Here is a 15,978-nt window from a genome sequence, read left to right as displayed (position 1 = left end):
CCATGGCGCAAGCTTACGTCGGTCAGAAGCGCATCCGGCGCTATTACGGCAACATCCGCGAAGTGCTTGAGATGCCGAACCTCATCGAGGTTCAGAAGGCATCCTACGACCTGTTCCTCAATTCCGGGGAAGGTGCGGGACATAATGATGGCGAAGGCATCCAGGGCGTTTTCCAGTCGGTTTTCCCGATCAAGGATTTCAATGAGACGGCCACGCTTGAATTCGTGAAATACGAGCTTGAGCGGCCCAAATACGACGTTGACGAATGCCAGCAGCGCGACATGACCTATGCCGCGCCGCTGAAGGTGACGCTGCGCCTGATCGTGTTCGATGTCGACGAGAACTCGGGCACCCGCGCCGTCAAGGACATCAAGGAACAGGATGTCTACATGGGCGACATGCCCCTGATGACGCAGAACGGCACGTTCATCGTGAACGGGACCGAGCGGGTCGTCGTCAGCCAGATGCATCGCAGCCCCGGCGTGTTCTTCGACCATGACCGCGGCAAGACGCACAGCTCGGGCAAGCTGCTGTTCGCCTGCCGGATCATCCCCTATCGCGGCTCGTGGCTGGATTTCGAATTCGACGCCAAGGACTTGGTGTTCGCGCGCATCGACCGCCGCCGCAAGCTGCCCGTCACGACGCTGCTCTATGCGCTCGGCATGGATCAGGACGCCATCATGTCGGCGTTCTACGAAACCGTGACCTACAGCCTCAAGGCCGCCAGCAGGGGCGAGCCGGGCGCCTGGGTCACGCGGTTCTTCCCCGAACGGATGCGCGGCACCCGCCCGGCCTATGACCTGGTCAACGCCGAAACCGGCGAGGTCATCACCAAGGCCGGCGACAAGGTGACGCCGCGCCTGGTCAAGAAGCTGGTCGAAACCGGCGAGGTCACCAATCTTCTGGTGCCCTTCGAGCGGATCATGGGCCGCTTCATCGCGCGCGACATCATCAACGAGGAAACCGGCCTGATCTATGCCGAGGCGGGCGATGAGATCACCGCCGAGTACAGCAAGGACGGGACCGAACTGACCGGCGGCCTGCTCAAGGTGCTGCTGGACAACGGCATCACCGAGGTGCCGGTGCTGGACATCGACCATGTGAATGTCGGCCCCTATATCCGCAACACCATGGCGGCCGACAAGAACATGGGCCGCGACGGCGCGCTGATGGACATCTACCGGGTGATGCGCCCGGGCGAGCCGCCGACCGTCGAGGCGGCGAGCGCGCTGTTCAACAGCCTGTTCTTTGATTCCGAGCGTTACGACCTGTCCGCCGTGGGCCGGGTCAAGATGAACATGCGCCTTGACCTGGACGCGCCCGACACGCAGCGCACCCTGCGGCACGAGGATATCGTGGCCTGCGTCCGCGGGCTGGTCGAGCTGCGCGACGGCAAGGGCGAGATCGACGACATCGACCATCTCGGCAACCGCCGGGTGCGGTCGGTCGGCGAGCTGATGGAGAACCAGTACCGCATCGGCCTGCTGCGCATGGAGCGGGCGATCCGAGAGCGGATGAGCGGCGTCGAGATCGACACCGTCATGCCGCAGGACCTGATCAACGCCAAGCCTGCCGCAGCCGCCGTGCGCGAATTCTTCGGCTCGAGCCAGCTGTCGCAGTTCATGGACCAGACCAACCCGCTGTCCGAGGTGACGCACAAGCGCCGCCTGTCGGCGCTGGGGCCGGGCGGTCTGACGCGCGAGCGCGCGGGCTTCGAGGTGCGCGACGTTCACCCGACCCATTACGGCCGGATGTGCCCGATCGAGACGCCCGAAGGCCAGAACATCGGCCTGATCAACAGCCTGGCGACCTATGCCCGGGTGAACAAATACGGCTTCATCGAGACGCCCTATCGCAAGGTGGTGGACGGCAAGGTCACCGATGACGTGGTCTACATGTCCGCGACCGAGGAGATGCGCCACACCGTCGCCCAGGCGAACGCCACGCTGGACGAGGAAGGCCGCTTTACCGATGAGCTGGTCAGCACCCGCCAGGCGGGCGATTTCATGCTGAACCCGGTCGATGCCGTCGATCTGATCGACGTCTCGCCCAAGCAGCTTGTCTCGGTTGCCGCCGCGCTGATCCCCTTCCTGGAAAACGACGACGCCAACCGCGCGCTGATGGGTTCGAACATGCAGCGCCAGGCGGTCCCGCTGCTGCGGGCCGAGGCGCCTTTCGTCGGCACCGGCATGGAAGCCACCGTCGCCCGCGATTCAGGCGCCGCCATCATGGCCCGCCGGGGCGGGGTGATCGACCAGGTGGACGCCAGCCGGATCGTCGTCCGGGCGACCGAGGATCTGGGCGCCGGCGATGCGGGCGTGGACATCTATCGCCTGCGCAAGTTCAAGCGCTCGAACCAGTCCTCGACCATCAACCAGCGTCCGCTGGTCAAGGTGGGCGACCGGGTCCAGACCGGGCAGGTGATCGCGGACGGCCCCTCGACCGATCAGGGCGAGCTGGCCATCGGTCGGAACGTGGTCGTCGCGTTCATGCCGTGGAACGGCTACAACTATGAGGACTCGATCCTGATCTCGGAGCGGATCCACCGCGACGACGTGTTCACCTCGATCCACATCGACGAATACGAAGTGGCGGCCCGCGATACCAAGCTGGGGCCGGAAGAAATCACCCGCGATATCCCGAATGTCGGCGAGGAGGCGCTGCGCAATCTCGACGAGGCGGGGATCGTCTATATCGGCGCCGAGGTCGGGCCGGGTGACATCCTTGTGGGCAAGATCACCCCCAAGGGCGAAAGCCCGATGACCCCCGAGGAAAAGCTGCTGCGCGCCATCTTCGGCGAAAAGGCGTCGGACGTGCGGGACACCTCGCTGCGCCTGCCGCCGGGGGCCTACGGCACGATCGTCGAGGTGCGGGTGTTCAACCGCCACGGCGTCGACAAGGACGAACGCGCCCTGCAGATCGAGCGCGAGGAAGTCGAACGGCTCGCCCGCGACCGTGACGACGAGATGGCGATCCTCGAGCGCAACATCTACGCGCGCCTCAAGACGCTGATCTCGGGCCAGACCGCGGTGAAGGGGCCCAAGGGCGTGCGGCCGAACAGCGTGATCGACGAGGATCTGCTGGGCCAGTTGTCGCGCGGCCAGTGGTTCCAGCTTGCCGTTGCCGACGAGGGCACGGCCCGTGAGGTCGAGGCGCTGCAGGAGCAGTTCAACATCCAGAAGAAGGCCCTTGAGGCCCGCTTCGAGGACAAGGTCGAAAAGGTCCGCCAGGGCGACGACCTGCCCCCCGGCGTGATGAAGATGGTCAAGGTCTTCGTCGCGGTGAAGCGCAAGCTGCAGGCAGGCGACAAGATGGCCGGCCGCCATGGCAACAAGGGCGTCGTGTCCAAGGTCGTCCCGATGGAGGACATGCCCTTCCTCGCCGACGGCACCCCCGTCGATCTGGTGCTGAACCCGCTGGGCGTGCCCTCGCGCATGAATGTCGGGCAGATCCTGGAAACCCACATGGGCTGGGCCGCGCGCGGCCTGGGGCTGAAGATCGACGAGGCGCTGGAGGATTTCCGGCGCAAGGGCGATCTGACCCCCGTCAAGGAGGCGCTGCGGATCGGTTATGGCGATGACACCTATGAGGCCGAGTTCGGCGACATGGGCGACGATGATCTGATCGAAAGCGCCGAGGCGGTCCGCACGGGCGTGCCGATCGCCACGCCGGTCTTCGACGGCGCCAAGGAGGCGGATGTGAACGACGCGCTGACCCGCGCCGGCTTCGACAAGTCGGGGCAGTCCATCGTGTTCGACGGCCGCACGGGCGAGCAGTTCTCGCGCCCCGTCACGGTGGGGGTGAAATATTTCCTCAAGCTGCATCACCTGGTCGATGACAAGATGCATGCGCGCTCGACCGGCCCCTACAGCCTGGTGACCCAGCAGCCGCTGGGCGGCAAGGCGCAGTTCGGCGGCCAGCGTCTGGGCGAGATGGAGGTCTGGGCGCTGGAAGCCTATGGCGCCGCCTACACCTTGCAGGAGATGCTGACGGTCAAGTCGGACGACGTTGCCGGCCGGACCAAGGTGTATGAGAGCATCGTGAAGGGCGAGGACAACTTCGAGGCCGGTGTGCCGGAATCGTTCAACGTGCTGGTCAAGGAGGTCCGGGGTCTGGGCCTCAACATGGAACTGCTGGACGCCGAGGACGGCGAATAAGGCCGCGTGCGGCCCGCACCCTGCGCATTGCAGGGTGCGCGGCCGTCACGCGCCATCCGTCCCCGTCTGCGTCCCCGATAGGAATCCGAGATGAACCAGGAACTTAGCACCAATCCCTTCAACCCGATCACCCCGGCGCGGCAGTTTGACGAGATCAAGATCTCGCTCGCCTCGCCCGAGGAGATCCTCGCCTGGTCCTTCGGCGAGGTGAAGAAGCCCGAAACGATCAACTACCGCACCTTCAAGCCCGAACGCGACGGGCTGTTCTGCGCGCGCATCTTCGGGCCGATCAAGGACTACGAGTGCCTGTGCGGCAAGTACAAGCGCATGAAGTATCGCGGCCTTGTCTGCGAGAAATGCGGTGTCGAGGTGACGCTGCAGAAGGTGCGCCGCGAGCGCATGGGCCATATCGAGCTGGCCTCGCCGGTCGCCCATATCTGGTTCCTGAAATCGCTGCCCAGCCGCATCGGCCTGATGCTGGACATGACGCTGCGCGATCTGGAACGCATCCTGTATTTTGAAAACTACGTCGTCATCGAACCAGGTCTGACGGACCTGTCCTACGGTCAGCTGCTGACCGAGGAAGAATACATGGACGCGCAGGACCAGTTCGGGGTGGATGCCTTCACCGCCAATATCGGTGCCGAGGCGATCCGCGAAATGCTGGCCGCCATCGACCTGCAGGCGACGGCCGATCAGCTGCGCGAAGACCTGAAAGAGGCCACGGGCGAGCTGAAGCCAAAAAAGATCATCAAGCGGCTGAAGATCGTCGAAAGCTTCCTGGAATCGGGCAACCGTCCCGAATGGATGGTGATGACCGTCATCCCGGTCATCCCGCCGGAACTGCGCCCGCTGGTCCCGCTGGACGGGGGCCGGTTCGCGACCTCGGACCTGAACGATCTTTATCGCCGGGTCATCAACCGCAACAACCGCCTCAAGCGGCTGATCGAGCTGCGTGCGCCCGACATCATCGTGCGCAACGAAAAGCGGATGCTGCAGGAATCGGTGGACGCGCTGTTCGACAACGGCCGCCGCGGCCGCGTCATCACGGGCAACAACAAGCGCCCGCTGAAATCGCTGTCCGACATGCTCAAGGGCAAGCAGGGCCGGTTCCGCCAGAACCTGCTGGGCAAGCGGGTGGACTTCTCGGGCCGCTCGGTCATCGTGACCGGGCCGGAACTGAAGCTGCATCAGTGCGGCCTGCCCAAGAAGATGGCGCTCGAACTGTTCAAGCCGTTCATCTATTCGCGGCTCGAGGCGAAGGGCTATTCCTCGACCGTCAAGCAGGCCAAGAAGCTGGTCGAGAAGGAACGCCCCGAGGTCTGGGACATCCTGGACGAGGTGATCCGCGAACATCCGGTGCTGCTGAACCGCGCGCCGACGCTGCACCGCCTGGGCATCCAGGCCTTCGAGCCGATCCTGATCGAGGGCAAGGCGATCCAGTTGCACCCGCTGGTCTGCTCGGCCTTCAACGCCGACTTCGACGGCGACCAGATGGCCGTGCACGTGCCCCTTTCGCTGGAAGCCCAGCTTGAAGCGCGCGTGCTGATGATGTCCACGAACAACGTGCTGTCGCCCGCCAACGGCGCGCCGATCATCGTGCCGTCGCAGGACATGGTGCTGGGCCTCTACTACACCACCATGCAGCGCGAGGGCATGAAGGGCGAAGGCATGGCCTTTGCCAATGTCGAGGAGGTCGAGCACGCCCTTGCCGCCGGCGAGGTGCATCTGCATGCCAGGATCACCGCGCGCATCCCGCAGATCGACGAGGACGGGAACGAGGTGCTGCGGCGCTACGAGACGACGCCGGGCCGCCTGCGGCTGGGCGCGCTGCTGCCGCGCAACGCCAAGGCTCCGTTCGATCTGGTCAACCGTCTTCTGCGCAAGAAGGACGTGCAGAACGTCATCGACACCGTCTACCGCTACTGCGGGCAGAAGGAATCGGTGATCTTCTGCGACCAGATCATGTCGATGGGCTTCCGCGAGGCGTTCCGCGCCGGCATCTCGTTCGGCAAGGACGACATGGTGGTTCCCGACAACAAGTGGACCATCGTCGAGGAAGTCCAGGATCAGGTGAAGGAGTTCGAGCAGCAGTATCTCGACGGCCTGATCACCCAGGGCGAGAAATACAACAAGGTCGTGGACGCCTGGTCCAAGTGCAACGACCGCGTGACCGAGGCGATGATGGCCGCCATCGCCGCCCCCCGCAAGGATGAGTCGGGCGCCGAGGTCGAACCGAACAGCGTCTACATGATGGCCCATTCGGGCGCGCGCGGCTCGACCAGCCAGATGAAGCAGCTGGGCGGGATGCGCGGGCTGATGGCCAAGCCCTCGGGCGAGATCATCGAGACCCCGATCATCTCGAACTTCAAGGAAGGGCTGACGGTTCTCGAATACTTCAACTCGACCCACGGGGCGCGCAAGGGTCTGTCCGACACCGCGCTCAAGACGGCGAACTCGGGCTATCTGACGCGGCGTCTGGTGGACGTGGCGCAGGACTGCATCATCCGCGAGCATGACTGCGGCACCGAACGGGCGATCACGGCCTCGGCCGCGGTCAATGACGGCGAGGTGATCTCTCCTCTTGCCGAACGCGTGCTGGGCCGCGTCGCGGCCGAGGACATCCTCGTTCCCGGTTCGGGCGAGGTGATCCTGCGCCGCAACGAGCTGATCGACGAACGCCGCGCCGACGCCATCGAGGCGGCGGGCGTGCAGACCGTCCGCATCCGCTCGGCCCTGACCTGCGAGGCCGAGGACGGCGTCTGCGCGCTGTGCTATGGGCGCGATCTTGCCCGCGGCACGCTGGTCAATATCGGCGAGGCGGTGGGCATCATCGCCGCCCAGTCGATCGGCGAGCCGGGCACGCAGCTGACGATGCGGACCTTCCACATCGGCGGCATCGCCCAGGGCGGGCAGCAGTCCTTCATCGCCGCAAACCAGGAAGGCACCGTCCGGTTCGAGAACGAGGCCGTGCTGGAGAACGCCAATGGCGAGCTGATCGTCATGAGCCGGTCGATGCAGCTGCACGTGATGAACGAGCAGGGGACCGCGCTGGCCAGCCACAAGCTGTTCTACGGCTCGAAACTGCTGGTGCGGGGCGGTGACAAGGTCACCCGTGGGCAGAAGCTGTTCGAATGGGATCCCTATACCCTGCCGATCATCGCCGAGCAGGGCGGGACCGCGCGCTTCGTCGATCTCGTTTCGGGCCTGTCGGTCCGCGAGGATACCGACGAGGCCACCGGCATGACCCAGAAGATCGTGACGGACTGGCGCTCGGCCCCCAAGGGCAATGATCTCAAGCCCGAGATCATCCTGATGGGCGCGGATGGCGAGCCGGTGCGCAACGAGGCGGGCAACCCGCTCAGCTATCCGATGTCGGTCGATGCCATCCTGTCGGTCGAGGACGGGCAGGAGGTCAAGGCCGGCGACGTGCTGGCGCGTATCCCGCGCGAGGGTGCCCGGACCAAGGACATCACCGGCGGTCTGCCCCGCGTGGCGGAACTGTTCGAGGCGCGCCGTCCCAAGGACCACGCGATCATCGCCGAGATGGACGGCACGGTGAAGTTCGGCAAGGACTACAAGAACAAGCGGCGGATCATTGTTCAGCCCGCCGCCGAAGGTCTTGAGCCGGTCGAATACATGGTGCCCAAGGGCAAGCACATCCCGGTGCAGGAAGGCGACTTCGTGCAGAAGGGTGACTACATCATGGACGGCAACCCCGCGCCGCACGATATCCTGCGGATCATGGGGATCGAGGCGCTGGCCGATTACCTGATCGACGAGGTGCAGGACGTCTATCGCCTGCAGGGCGTGAAGATCAACGACAAGCACATCGAGGTGATCGTCCGGCAGATGCTGCAGAAGATCGAGATCCTCGATTCCGGCGACACGACCCTGCTCAAGGGCGAGCACGTGGACCGCGAGGAGTTCGTCGAGGAAAACACCAAGGTCGAGGCACGCGGCGGTCGCCCGGCGACGGGGGAACCCGTGCTGCTGGGCATCACCAAGGCCAGCCTGCAGACCCGCTCGTTCATCTCGGCCGCATCGTTCCAGGAAACGACCCGCGTGCTGACCGAGGCGGCGGTTCAAGGCAAGCGCGACAAGCTGGTGGGCCTGAAGGAGAACGTGATCGTCGGGCGCCTGATCCCGGCGGGCACGGGCGGGGCCACCGCGCGCATCAACCGCATCGCCGAGGATCGCGACGCCGAGGTGATCGAGATGCGCCGGGCCGAGGCCGAGGCGGCTGCCGCGCTCTCTCCGCCTCCGGTCCAGTCGGCGCCCGAGGTGCTGGCGATGAACATCGACGATGTGATCACCTCGCCCGAGGAATGATCCGCCCGGCCTGAATACTGGCCTGATCCTGACATCCCCCCGCGCGCGAGCGCGGGGGGTTTTCGCATCGTCCGCCGGGGTTGAGGTGGAACTGTTACATTGCCAGACCAGAATGCCCGGCCGAAGAATTCCAAGCAGGGCATGATCATGGTGAAACCCATCAATCCAAAGGGCGCAGCCCCACGGCCGGAAGCGCCCCGGCCCACGCTAGGCGGCAATCGGCAAGAAAGCGCGTCCAACCGCAACCAGGCCCCCGGCATCGGCGCGGATCTGGCGCTGGACCTGACGCAGATCGGGCTGGATATCACCGGCCTCTTTGATCCCACATTCGTATCCGACGGCGCCAATGCCCTGATTTCACTGGGGCGCGGCGATCTGGGCGGGGCGGCCCTGTCCGTGGTGTCGATCCTGCCCGCGGGTGACCTGGTCAAGCTGGGCAAGCTGGGCAAATATGCCGACACCCTGGGCAAGATCGTTGACAAGGTTGCCGGCAACCCGCTGCTCAAGGACTCGCTGGAACAGGCGGTCGGCACGATCGCCAAGGCGCTGGACAAGATCCCGCAGGGCATGATCGACCAGCTGCCCGCATCCGCCCGCAACAACCTCGACCGGCTCAAGGACGCGGTGGCGCGCTTTGACAAGGCCCCCGGCCATCTTCTGGGGCCCAGGCACGGAACCGCGGCGCTGGCCGCGCAGCGCGCGGCGCGCGGGCTGCCGCCTGCCGGTGCCCAGGGCGATGCCTCGACCGTTGCCATGATCCGCCTGCGGGGGCAGGATTATGTCGGTGTGAACAGCAGCGTGCAGCAACCGCGCACCACCATCACCCTTGACCGCGTCAATGCGCAGACCCGCACCCATGCCGAGGCGGATGCCGTGCAGCAGGCCCTGAACGGCACGGCTCGCAAGCGGGGCGGCCAGGCCGAGATGTGGGTCGACCGCGACCTGTGCCGATCCTGCGGCCCCAATGGAGGGATGCGGTCGCTGGCACGCAACCTTGGCGTTGACGAGCTGATCGTGCATACCCCTTCGGGCACCCAGATCTTCAAACCGACACGGTAAGGCGACATGCAGGCATTCATCGAAACCTTCGACGGGACAACCGTCGAAACCGACGCCCGCGAGATCGGCAGCGAAAGCGACGCGCAAGCGGCTGTGGACGCGCTGGACGGGCGGATGGTGACATCGGCCAGCTTTGAGCGCGGCGAAGGTGCGGTGCTGCTGGTGTCGGGCGGACCGGGGGCCTATCTGGCAAGCCTGTGGAACGACGAGACGGGCGAGGGTGTCTCGGCCGAGGAGCCGGGTGACAGCGACGGGCGCGAGGTCGAGGTGATCTCGGCCGGCCAGAGCGTTGTCGTGCCCGCCCGCCGCATCCTTAGCCGGGCGCGCGTGGGCGAGGTCGTCGCCAGCTATGTGGCTGGACAGGACCGTTCCACGGCGGTCGAGTGGGCCGAGGACTGATCTCCGCCCTGGGCGGGCGTATGGACTGCGCCTGCCCGCGCAGCGCATTGCGCACCATCCCGCGCCCCCGGCAGGAGGGCGCCGGGTGAGGCGGGTGCAGCTGCTGGGCCTGTGCCGGTTTTCATATCTGGGCGGGCGGGGCTTTCAGGTCGAGCATCCTTCGCTCGCTGAAAGGCGCGCGTTTCTTTACGATCCGGCGCGGCTTGCCCGCCGCTGGTTCTGGTTCGAGAACGTGGCCGTCCCGGCATGGCGCGCCCAGACCGATCCCGATTTCACCCTGGTTGTCATGACCGGCCCCGACCTGCCTCAGCCTTGGCTGTCGCGCCTGCATGATCTGGCCGTTGCCGTTCCGCAGATCAGGGTCGAACTGGTGCCGCCCATGGATCACCACCGCGCCGCCTGCAGCCGCGCGCTGGAGCCGCATCTGGATCGTTCGGCCGATGCGATCGGCTATTTCAAGCATGACGACGACGATGCCGTGGCGGTCGATTTCATCGCAACGGCCCGCCGCGACAGGCGCGTGGTGCGGCCCCTGTTCAACCGCGACGGCCGCGCCTCGTGCGACTACATGAAGGGCATCATCCTGAAGGCCACCGAAACGGGGCTGGAGGTGCTGGCGCGGCACGTCTATTCGACAGGCGTGGCGCTGGTCACCTGGGTTCGGCCTGATGACGGCGCCTCGGCCATTGATTTCGAACATTGGCGCATGGGGCACCACATGAACGGGCTTGCCCTGCACGACCGGGCGATGTTCGTGCGCGTGGTTCATCACGACAACGATTCCGGCGGGCTGGGGCCCAATTACCCCTGGGCCGATCCGCCCCGCGATCCGGCGGCGCTGCTGCGCCGGCGGTTTCACATCGACCTTGCGGCGCTTGAGGCGGCCGCCCGGGCCGCCGCGCTGCCCGGTGCGGACCGGCCGCGCTGGGGGCGCTGAAGGGCTTGGGCCGCGTTGACAGCGCCCCTGCATGCGCCTATACGCCCTTCACCCGGCGCGAAAGCGCGCGGGGACCAGAACATCTCTGATGGTCACGATCCGGGCCGACCTTGCCCCGATCCTCTGGAAATACACCCGTCCAACCCCGGCCAGGGGGCGGATGGGTTTGGCGTTTCGCGATGGGCGCGAGGCGCTGCCGAGAAGTGGCGCGCCAAGGCCCGGGCGCGAGTATCGCAAAAGCAGGACGGGGAACCGAATGCCGACGATCCAACAGCTGATCCGCCATCCGCGGCAGCCCAAGGTGCAGCGATCCAAGTCGCAGCACCTGCAAGGAAACCCACAGAAGCGCGGCGTCTGCACGCGCGTCTATACCACCACCCCGAAAAAGCCGAACTCGGCCATGCGGAAGGTCGCCAAGGTGCGCCTGACCAATGGCTTCGAGGTCATCAGCTATATTCCGGGTGAAAAGCACAACCTTCAGGAACACAGCGTGGTGCTGATCCGCGGCGGCCGGGTGAAAGACCTTCCGGGTGTGCGCTATCACATCCTGCGCGGTGTCCTGGATACGCAGGGCGTCAAAGATCGTCGTCAGCGTCGTTCGAAATACGGCGCCAAGCGTCCGAAGTGAGGTTCTGAGAAATGTCCCGTCGTCACGCCGCTGAAAAGCGCGAAGTCCTGCCCGACGCCAAATATGGCGATCGCGTGCTGACCAAGTTCATGAACAACCTGATGGTTGACGGCAAGAAATCCATTGCCGAAACCATCGTCTACAACGCGCTCGACCGTGTTCAGGGCCGCCTCAAGCGCGAGCCGATCGAGGTCTTCCACGAAGCGATGGACAACGTGAAGCCGTCCGTCGAGGTGCGTTCCCGCCGGGTCGGCGGCGCCACCTATCAGGTGCCGGTCGAGGTTCGTCCGATCCGCCGCGAGGCGCTGGCCATCCGCTGGCTGATCGACGCCGCCAAGAAGCGCAACGAGAACACCATGGAAGAGCGTCTGGCCGGCGAGCTGGCCGATGCGGTCAACAATCGCGGCACCGCGGTGAAGAAGCGCGAAGATACCCACAAGATGGCCGACGCCAACAAGGCGTTCAGCCACTATCGCTGGTAAGGAAAGCCCATGGCACGCGAATACCCGCTGCAGCGCTATCGCAACTTCGGGATCATGGCCCACATCGACGCGGGCAAGACCACGACGACCGAACGCATCCTGTTCTATACCGGCAAGTCGCACAAGATCGGCGAGGTCCATGACGGCGCCGCGACGATGGACTGGATGGAGCAGGAGGCCGAGCGCGGCATCACCATCACCTCGGCCGCGACCACGACCTTCTGGCAGCGTCACATCGACAACCAGTATGACGAGGATGTCCAGAAGCGTCACCGCTTCAACATCATCGACACCCCCGGCCACGTCGATTTCACCATCGAGGTCGAACGCTCCCTGGCCGTTCTGGACGGCGCGATCTGCCTGCTGGACGCCAATGCCGGCGTCGAGCCGCAGACCGAGACCGTCTGGCGCCAGGCCGACCGCTACAAGGTTCCGCGGATCGTGTTCGTCAACAAGATGGACAAGATCGGCGCCGACTATTTCAAGTGCGTCGAGATGATCAAATCCCGCACTGGCGGCACCCCGTGCCCGATCGTTCTGCCGATCGGCGCCGAGGACAAGCTGGAAGGGATCATCGACCTGGTCACGATGGAAGAGTGGACCTGGAAGGGCGAGGATCTGGGCGCCTCCTGGACCCGTCAGCCGATCCGTGACGAGCTGAAGGATCTGGCCGACGAATGGCGCGCCAAGATGATCGAGCTGGCCGTCGACATGGACGATGCCGCGATGGAGGCCTATCTCGAAGGCAACGAGCCTGACGAGGACACCCTGCGCGCGCTGCTGCGCAAGGGCACGCTCTCCATGTCGTTCTTCCCGGTGCTGGCCGGTTCGTCCTTCAAGAACAAGGGCGTGCAGCCGCTGCTGAACGCGGTTATCGACTATCTGCCCGCGCCGACCGACGTGCCGACCCTGATGGGCTTCTCGCCCGATGACGAGACCGAAGAGCGCAACATCCCCCGCGAGGCTGATGACGCGGCGCCCTTCTCGGCGCTGGCGTTCAAGATCATGAACGACTCCTTCGTCGGCTCGCTGACCTTCACGCGCATCTATTCCGGCTCGCTCAAGAAGGGCGACCAGATGATGAACTCGACCAAGGGCAAGCGCGAGCGCGTCGGCCGGATGATGGTCATGCATGCCATCAACCGCGAAGAGATCGACGAGGCCTTTGCGGGCGACATCATCGCGCTGGCGGGCCTGAAGGAAACCACCACGGGCGACACGCTGTGCGATCCGTCCAAGCCGGTGGTTCTGGAAACCATGACCTTCCCCGAGCCGGTGATCGAGATCGCCGTCGAGCCGAAGTCGAAGGCTGACCAGGAAAAGATGGGCCTCGCCCTTCAGCGCCTGGCCGCCGAGGACCCGTCCTTCCGTGTGGAAACCGATATCGAGTCGGGCCAGACGATCATGAAGGGCATGGGCGAACTTCATCTCGACATCCTCGTCGACCGCATGCGGCGCGAGTTCAAGGTCGAGGCGAATATCGGCGCCCCGCAGGTGGCCTATCGCGAGACGATCAGCCAGCCGGCCGAGATCGACTATACCCACAAGAAGCAGACCGGCGGCACGGGCCAGTTCGCCCGCGTCAAGCTGCAGATCGATCCGACCGAGCCGGGCGAGGGCTACTCGTTCGAATCCAAGATCGTCGGCGGCTCGGTGCCCAAGGAATATATTCCGGGCGTCGAGAAGGGCATCAAGTCCGTCATGGACTCTGGCCCGCTGGCAGGCTTCCCGGTGATCGACTTCAAGGTCGCGCTGATCGACGGCGCCTTCCATGACGTTGACTCCTCGGTTCTTGCCTTCGAGATCGCGGCCCGCGCCGCGATGCGCGACGGGCTGAAGAAGGCCGGCGCCAAGCTGCTCGAGCCGATCATGAAGGTCGAGGTGGTCACGCCCGAGGAATATACCGGTTCGATCATCGGCGATCTGACCTCCCGTCGCGGCATGGTCCGCGGGCAGGACAGCCGGGGCAACGCCAACGTCATCGACGCGATGGTGCCGCTGGCCAACATGTTCGGCTATATCAACAACCTGCGTTCGATGTCTTCGGGCCGCGCGGTGTTCACGATGCAGTTCGACCACTACGAGGCCGTGCCGCAGAACATCTCGGACGAGATCCAGAAGAAATACGCCTGATGCGCCGGGGCGGGGAAACCCGCCCGGCCTTCACCTGACATTTGGAAGGAGCTTTGCGATGGCAAAGGCAAAATTCGAACGGACGAAACCGCACGTCAACATCGGGACGATCGGTCACGTCGACCACGGCAAGACGACTCTGACGGCTGCGATCACCAAGTATTTTGGCGAGTTCAAGGCCTATGATCAGATCGACGGCGCGCCCGAAGAGCGTGCGCGCGGGATCACGATCTCGACCGCGCATGTGGAATACGAATCGGACGCGCGCCACTATGCGCATGTCGATTGCCCCGGCCATGCCGACTATGTGAAGAACATGATCACCGGCGCCGCGCAGATGGACGGCGCGATCCTGGTCGTGAACGCCGCCGACGGCCCGATGCCGCAGACGCGCGAGCATATCCTGCTCGGCCGTCAGGTCGGCATCCCCTACATGGTCGTCTACCTCAACAAGGTCGACCAGGTGGATGACGAGGAGCTGCTGGAACTGGTCGAGATGGAGGTGCGCGAGCTTCTGTCCTCCTACGACTATCCCGGTGACGACATCCCGATCGTCAAGGGCTCGGCCCTGGCGGCGATGGAAGGCCGCGACAAGGAGATCGGCGAGGACTCGATCCGCGCGCTGATCAAGGCCGTCGACGAATACATCCCGACGCCCGAGCGCGCCGTGGACCAGCCCTTCCTGATGCCGATCGAGGACGTGTTCTCGATCTCGGGCCGCGGCACCGTGGTGACGGGCCGGGTCGAGCGGGGCGCGGTGAACGTGGGCGACGAACTGGAAATCGTCGGCATCCGCGACACCCGCAAGACGACCTGCACGGGCGTCGAGATGTTCCGCAAGCTGCTGGATCGGGGCGAGGCGGGCGACAACATCGGCGCGCTGCTGCGCGGCATCGACCGTGAGGGGGTGGAGCGCGGGCAGGTGCTGTGCAAGCCCGGCTCGGTCAAGCCGCACACGACCTTCGAGGCCGAGGCCTACATCCTGACCAAGGAAGAGGGCGGCCGCCACACGCCGTTCTTCGCGAACTATCGCCCGCAGTTCTACTTCCGCACGACGGACGTGACCGGGACGGTGAAGCTGCCCGAGGGCACCGAGATGGTGATGCCGGGCGACAACCTGAAGTTCGAGGTCGAGCTGATCGCCCCGATCGCGATGGAAGAAAAGCTGCGCTTCGCCATCCGCGAAGGCGGCCGCACCGTCGGCGCAGGGGTTGTGTCCAAGATCCTGAAGTGAGGCAGGGGCCGAAAGGCCCCGCCCGGTTCACGAAGATCAGTGGCCCCGCGAGAGCGGGGCCTTTTTCTTGGGCTCAGCTTGACGGCGCCTTGGCCAATGCCCGGCCCCGGCGCCGCGCGGGGCGGGCTGGGGCGATGAGCCGATCATTCGAGATCGTCCTGACAAAGGATGATGTTGTGGCCTCCCGGTGCCTTTAGCTCATCCGGGGCCCGCGGCGGCGTCGCGCTGCCGTTGCTGCGGCCTGCATGCTGTTGGCTCGGGTTCCCTTCTTCATGGCGACGGGTGTTTCGTTTCCCATGACGCTCATGGCTGCTGTTTTCTCCGATGCCACAAAATGGCTTTGTGTCCTGGGCATCGGCCTTGTATCAGGCCGGCGGGCCGCGGGCGGCATGCGGTCGCGCGCTTCCCCATCCTTGCCCGTCGCCCTGTTGACTGAGACTGGACCGGCCTTCGGGCACGCATGCCCGACCATGTGCCACAACCGCTGGGCAGAGACCGTGGCGCCGCGCGCAACCGCCGCATGCTGGTGTTTATTATAACGCCCAGACTGTTCGCGGTGATAACCGCTGCACCCGCCGCCGCCCGCAGCGGCCGAAGATTTCTGACCGATGGCCCGC

General features: G+C 65.2%; 9 protein-coding genes. All 9 read left to right on the top strand.

Going from position 1 to position 15,978, the window contains the following annotated elements; all coding sequences use genetic code 11:
- The first annotated feature begins 2 nt into the window (after positions 1-2).
- The 9 genes from rpoB to tuf all read left to right on the top strand — a co-directional run bounded on the left by rpoB (position 3) and on the right by tuf (position 15,361).
- Complete coding sequence (rpoB, locus tag B0A89_RS01935) at positions 3-4,157, top strand: DNA-directed RNA polymerase subunit beta (protein WP_085376698.1); 4,155 nt, start codon at positions 3-5, stop codon at positions 4,155-4,157.
- Positions 4,158-4,247: 90 nt separating this feature from the next.
- Complete coding sequence (rpoC, locus tag B0A89_RS01930; RefSeq protein ID WP_085376697.1) at positions 4,248-8,489, top strand: DNA-directed RNA polymerase subunit beta'; 4,242 nt, start codon at positions 4,248-4,250, stop codon at positions 8,487-8,489.
- Positions 8,490-8,636: 147 nt separating this feature from the next.
- Positions 8,637-9,548, top strand: a complete 912-nt coding sequence (locus B0A89_RS01925; RefSeq protein ID WP_205949766.1) for a deaminase — start codon at positions 8,637-8,639, stop codon at positions 9,546-9,548.
- 6 nt (positions 9,549-9,554) lie between these two features.
- Entirely contained in the window at positions 9,555-9,947 is a 393-nt protein-coding gene (locus B0A89_RS01920; protein ID WP_085376695.1) for an Imm1 family immunity protein, read from the top strand.
- 85 nt (positions 9,948-10,032) lie between these two features.
- The gene (locus B0A89_RS01915) at positions 10,033-10,884 is read left to right on the top strand and encodes a glycosyltransferase (protein ID WP_240558597.1); all 852 of its coding nucleotides are present in this window, start codon (positions 10,033-10,035) and stop codon (positions 10,882-10,884) included.
- A 256-nt stretch (positions 10,885-11,140) separates the two neighbouring features.
- Complete coding sequence (gene rpsL / locus B0A89_RS01910; RefSeq protein ID WP_085376693.1) at positions 11,141-11,512, top strand: 30S ribosomal protein S12; 372 nt, start codon at positions 11,141-11,143, stop codon at positions 11,510-11,512.
- Positions 11,513-11,523: 11 nt separating this feature from the next.
- Positions 11,524-11,994 (top strand): 30S ribosomal protein S7, encoded by a 471-nt coding sequence (gene rpsG, locus B0A89_RS01905; RefSeq protein ID WP_085376692.1) that lies wholly within the window; start codon positions 11,524-11,526, stop codon positions 11,992-11,994.
- 9 nt (positions 11,995-12,003) lie between these two features.
- The gene (gene fusA, locus B0A89_RS01900; RefSeq protein ID WP_085376691.1) at positions 12,004-14,127 is read left to right on the top strand and encodes an elongation factor G; all 2,124 of its coding nucleotides are present in this window, start codon (positions 12,004-12,006) and stop codon (positions 14,125-14,127) included.
- A 58-nt stretch (positions 14,128-14,185) separates the two neighbouring features.
- The gene (gene tuf / locus B0A89_RS01895) at positions 14,186-15,361 is read left to right on the top strand and encodes an elongation factor Tu (RefSeq protein WP_085376690.1); all 1,176 of its coding nucleotides are present in this window, start codon (positions 14,186-14,188) and stop codon (positions 15,359-15,361) included.
- Positions 15,362-15,978 lie beyond the last annotated feature (617 nt).

The organism is Paracoccus contaminans (assembly GCF_002105555.1).
GTDB classification, from domain to species: Bacteria; Pseudomonadota; Alphaproteobacteria; order Rhodobacterales; family Rhodobacteraceae; genus Paracoccus; species Paracoccus contaminans.
Note: the sequence above shows the minus strand (reverse complement) of the source record. Positions and strands in the feature narration are given on the sequence as shown.